This window comes from Streptomyces sp. (assembly GCF_050698815.1).
GTDB lineage: Bacteria > Actinomycetota > Actinomycetes > Streptomycetales > Streptomycetaceae > Streptomyces.
This window is the reverse complement of the sequence record NZ_JBOHCV010000182.1, coordinates 1-4,625: the sequence shown is the minus strand read 5'-3', so window position 1 is coordinate 4,625 and position 4,625 is coordinate 1. Positions and strand designations below refer to the sequence as shown.

Genomic DNA, 4,625 nt, shown 5'->3' with positions numbered 1-4,625 from the left:
CGCAGTCCGAACAGAGAGACTTGATCTTCTTCTCCATGAGCGGACGGTCGAACGTCTCGTAGCGCGTGGTCTTGTTCTCCGGCAGCAGCAGACCGATGGTCTTGTTGTCGCCACCACCGTCGCCGCCTCCGTCACCACCCCCGGCCTTGCCACAGGCGGCGAGAGACACGGCCATCGAAATGGCCGCCGTACCGATGACGACGCGACGCAGCTTTGCGTTCATGGTGTTCCAACCTCCCTGACGAGGCCGCGTCGATGCGGCCGAGGTGGTCGGAAGTCAACTCGCACGGAAGTCAAGCGTCAAGAAGTAAATCATTAACGAGACGGCAACGATGCCATTCGTTATGTCCGTGAACGCATAGAAGAACGCTGCGTGACGGAAAGGGCCCGGATCGGAGTCACTTCAGGCACCCGGCAGACCGAGCGGAGCTACACCGACGCCGCGACGGCAACCACCGGCGACCGGCGGCTGAAGGAACCGGCGGCCGCGGGCGTCGTACGTGCCGGGAAGGCGGCCGCGGAGTCGAGCAGCGTCGCGTCGCCCATCTCGCTCAGTACGAGCGCCAGCGCGCCCAGCACCTCCGCGCGCCCGCCCAGGGTGCCCGGCACCACTGTCAGCTGGCGGGCCGCGCTGGGGATGGCGTACCGCGCCACGGAGTCGCGCACCGGGCCCAGCACCAGGTCACCGGCCTCGGCGAGGTCGCCGCCGAGCACGACGCGGCTGGGGTTGAGCAGATTGCAGAGGTTGGCGACGCCGCTGCCGATGTGCCGGCCGATGTCGCCGATCACCCTGCGGCATCCCGGGTCGCCCTGGCGGGCCAGCTGGACCACCCGCGCCATGGTCAGGTCGGTGCCGTGGCTGGAGTGCAGCAGCGGCAGCACGTACCGCGCGGCGGTGAAGGTCTCCAGACAGCCGCGGTTGCCGCAGCGGCAGACCGGACCCGACTCGTCCAGCGTGATGTGCCCGATCTCGCCGGCCGTCCCGCCGGGGCCGCGGTAGATGTGGCCGTTGATGACCAGGCCGGCACCGACGCCGCTGGCCACCTTGATGTAGGCGAGATCGCCGGTCCCGCGGCCGTTCCCCCACACCTGCTCGCCGAGCGCGCCGAGGTTGGCGTCGTTGTCGACGTGGACCGGCACACCCAGCCGGGAGGCCAGTTCCGCGCGGGGGTGGGTGCCGCTCCAGCCCGGCAGGATGGAATTGGAACCCAGCTCGCCGGTCTCCACGTCGATGGGTCCCGGGACGCCGAGACCGACGCCGATCACTTTCTCCGGGTCGATGCCGGTGGTGGCGACGAGACGCTGGACGAGCTGTTCGGCCCGGTCGAAGCCCTGTGCGGCCGAGGCGTCGACGTCGATCGGCTCGGACTCCTCGGCCAGCACCTGGTGTGCGAGGTTGCCGACGGCGACCCGCAGGTGCGAGTGCCCGAAGTCGACGCCGACGACGGCGCCCGCGTCACCGCTGAGCGAGACCGCCCGCGCCCGCCGCCCGCCGGCGGAGGTGGGGGTGACCTGAACGGTGTCGCTCTCCTTCAGTTCCCGGACGATGTTGGAGACGGTCGCCGCGGACAGCCCGGTGGTCCGGGCGATCTCGGCCTGGGTGAGCGAGCCCGCCATCCGTACGGCCCGCACCACCCGCTCGAGATTCGCCCGGTGCAACGAGGACTGTGACCCCGGGGTCTCCACCACTGATCCACTCCCGCCTCGAAACCGCATGCCTCCAACACCTGAACTCTAAGCAGAGCCCGAGCGGTTCTCTCCCGTCAAGGCCTTGAACGAAGCGCGCGCTCATCTGTAGGGCATGACACAGAAGGTGAGCGTGCTCTCCCCCGGGGTCCCGCGCCTACTTCAGCGCCCCCGCGGTCAGACCGGCGACCACCTGCCGCTGGAAGATGATGTACGCCGCCAGCACCGGCAGCATCGCCATCACCAGACCGGCGAAGAGTCCCGACCAGTCCCCCTTGTAGCCCTGGCTCGCGGCGAGTTCGACCAGCCCCTGGGTGAGGACCCGCTGGTCCGGGTCTGTGTTGAGCACCGTCGGCAGCATGTACTGGTTCCACTGCCCGAGGAAGTTGAAGATGCCCACACTGATCAGCCCGGGCTTCGCCATCGGCATCATCACCTGGAAGAAGGTCCGGGTGTGCGAGGCCCCGTCGATCAGTGCCGCCTCCGCCACCGAGGTCGGCAGCGAGCGGAAGAAGGAGGTCAGGAAGAACGTGGTGAACGGCAGCGAGTAGGCGATGTACGCCAGGATCAGGCCGTGCCGCGTGTTCAGCAGCCCGGTGTTGTTCATGACGAAGAAGAGCGGCACCAGAGCCAGGATGATCGGGAAGCTCATCCCGCCGATGAACAGGAAATAGAGGAAGCGGCTGCCGGGGAAGTCGAACCGGGCCAACACGTACGCCACCATGCTGCCGAAGAGCATGGTGCCGATGAGCGAACCGCCCACCACCAGCACGGTGTTGAAGAAATACTCGCTCATGTGCGCCTGGCTCCAGGCGCGCGACCAGTTGTCGAAGTTGAACGAGGTCGGCGGCGCCCAGGGCGAGGTGAAGATGCTCTTGTCGTCCTTGAAGGAGGTCATCACCGCCCACAGCAGCGGCATCACCACCATCACGGCCCACAGGACCAGCATCCCGTGCGAGAAGACGTTGAGGGTCTTGCCCTCGCTGCCCTTGGCGCTCTCCTTGTCGGCCGTGCCGCGCAGCGGGTCCCCGGTGAGGACCTTGCTCACGGTTTCCGGCTCCGTCTCCGGTTCCTCGGGCAGGGTGTCGGTGCTCGTCATCAGTACTCCAGCCTCTCGCGGCGACCGAGCTTCAGTACGACGGCCGCGAAGGCCAGGGTGACCACGAGCAGCGCCACACCGATGGTGGTGGCGTAGGCGGCCTGCCCGTCACGGAATGCCTTCTGGTACACGTACAGCGGCAGGACGGTCGTGGAGTAGGCGGGGCCGCCACCGCTCGGTCCCACGGTCATGATGTGCACCACCGCGAACGCCTCCGCGCCCAGCGCCAGGATGCCCATATAGATCCAGCCGGACTGCACGGTGTCCCACAGCAGGGGCAGGGTGATGCGGAAGAAGGTGGTGATCCGGTCGGCCCCGTCCAGCAGAGCGGCCTCGTAGTAGTCGCGCGGAATGGAGGTCATGGCGGCCGAGAAGAGCACGACGAAGAAGCCGACCGTACTCCAGACCATCACCACCATCACGGCCCACAGCGCCGTCTTCGGATCACCCAGCCACGCCGCCTTCAGCCCGGACAGGCCCACCCCGTCCAGCGCCGCGTTGATCGCGCCGCTGCGCGGGTTGTAGGCGAACCGGAAGAGCAGGGCGACGATGGCGATCGAGAGCACCTGCGGGAAGAAATAGACGATCTTGTAGAAGCTGGATCCGCGCACGCCGGAGACGGCGGAGTTCTTCCGCCGCCGCCCGCCGACGTTGATCATGAACGCGAAGAACAGCGCCAGGCTGATCGTCACCAGCGGCAGCAGCAGCAGGAACAGCAGGCTGTGCTGCAGCGACTTCCAGAAGATGTCGTCGCTGAGCACCTTGGTGTAGTTGTCGAAGCCGACCATCTTGAAGTCGGGACTCAGACCCGTCCAGTCGGTGAACGAGTAGTAGATCGACTGGATGAAGGGCCAGATGACAAAGACCGCGTAGATCGTGAGGGGAACGATCAGGAACCCCACGATGAACCGGTACTTGCCGTGCTCCATTACTCACCGACTCCGATCCGCTGTGGCCTGCCGCCGCTGGTGACGCCCGCTCACTTGTGCTTGTAGTGGGTGACGGCGTCGTCTTCCCGGGCCTCGTCGGTGTACTTCTGAGCCTTCTTGATCGTTTCGGCCGGGGTGAGGCGGCCGGCCATCATCTCGCCGAGGCAGGCGACGCCGATCTTCTCCTTCTGCAGGGCCACGTACCAGTCCTGGATACGGGGGTTGATGATGTTCTTGCCCGCCTTGTCCAGGGCGGCCACGGCCGATGTCAGACCCGGCGGCAGGGTCAGGCCGTCGGTGCCGCCGTCGAACGAGGTCAGCGAGGACACCTGCTTGGTGAAGTTCTTCGAGGAGGCCTCACCGAGCATGATGCGCAGCTGCTCCATGCCGCCGTCCGGGTTCTTGGCCTTGGCCGGCACGACGAACGGCTCGCCGCCCGACGCCCACATGGTGCCGAAGGGCATCTCGTCCCCGCTGTCCAGGCCGGAGGGGGCGGCGACCCGCATCTCGAAGTCCTTCGGGGTGGTCTTCTTCGCCTCGTTCTCCACCCAGGAGCCGTTCGGGATGAAGAGCGCCTTGCCCTCGTTCCACGCGGTCTGCGACTCGATGTGGTCCAGACCGGGGGTGCCGTCGAGGACGTAGCCCTTCTTGTACAGCTCGTAGTACGCCTCCAGGGCCGCCTTGACCGCCGGCTGCTTCCAGGCGTCCGGCTCCAGGTTGTCGATGGCCTCCAGCACCTTCGGGCCGCCGATCTTGGCCATGAAGGGGTAGAGGCTGAAGGGGAGGTAGTACGGGTGCTTGCCGGCGTAGGTCCAGCCGGCCATGCCCTTCTTCTTCGCCTTCGCGCAGACCTTGAGCATGTCGTCCCAGGTCTCCGGGTACTCCGCGTCGAGCTTGTCGAGCGCCTTCTG

General features: G+C 66.9%; 4 protein-coding genes and 1 pseudogene. All 5 read right to left on the bottom strand.

The genetic code is table 11. The annotated features are described in order from the left end of the window. Positions 1–223: pseudogene (locus ACRDP3_RS06785) on the bottom strand (ABC transporter substrate-binding protein); the annotation flags it as partial. 206 nt (positions 224–429) lie between these two features. Further along, positions 430–1,686 (bottom strand): ROK family transcriptional regulator, encoded by a 1,257-nt coding sequence (locus ACRDP3_RS06780; RefSeq protein ID WP_431515917.1) that lies wholly within the window; start codon positions 1,684–1,686, stop codon positions 430–432. A 157-nt stretch (positions 1,687–1,843) separates the two neighbouring features. Then, the gene (locus tag ACRDP3_RS06775) at positions 1,844–2,785 is read right to left on the bottom strand and encodes a carbohydrate ABC transporter permease (protein ID WP_431515916.1); all 942 of its coding nucleotides are present in this window, start codon (positions 2,783–2,785) and stop codon (positions 1,844–1,846) included. Then, positions 2,785–3,714: a carbohydrate ABC transporter permease gene (locus ACRDP3_RS06770; RefSeq protein WP_431515915.1), complete on the bottom strand. Its 930-nt coding sequence runs from the start codon at positions 3,712–3,714 to the stop codon at positions 2,785–2,787. Before ACRDP3_RS06770 ends, ACRDP3_RS06775 begins: the two co-directional genes overlap by 1 nt. Before the next feature lie 50 nt (positions 3,715–3,764). Continuing rightward, on the bottom strand, positions 3,765–4,625 hold an 861-nt coding region (locus ACRDP3_RS06765; RefSeq protein WP_431515914.1), incomplete at its 5' end, for an extracellular solute-binding protein.

Bases quoted from the DNA above. Each gene is read 5' to 3' on its own strand.
- ACRDP3_RS06775 (WP_431515916.1), bottom strand. From the start codon at position 2,785: ATGACGAGCACCGACACCCTGCCCGAGGAACCGGAGACGGAGCCGGAA.
- ACRDP3_RS06770 (WP_431515915.1), bottom strand. From the start codon at position 3,714: ATGGAGCACGGCAAGTACCGGTTCATCGTGGGGTTCCTGATCGTTCCC.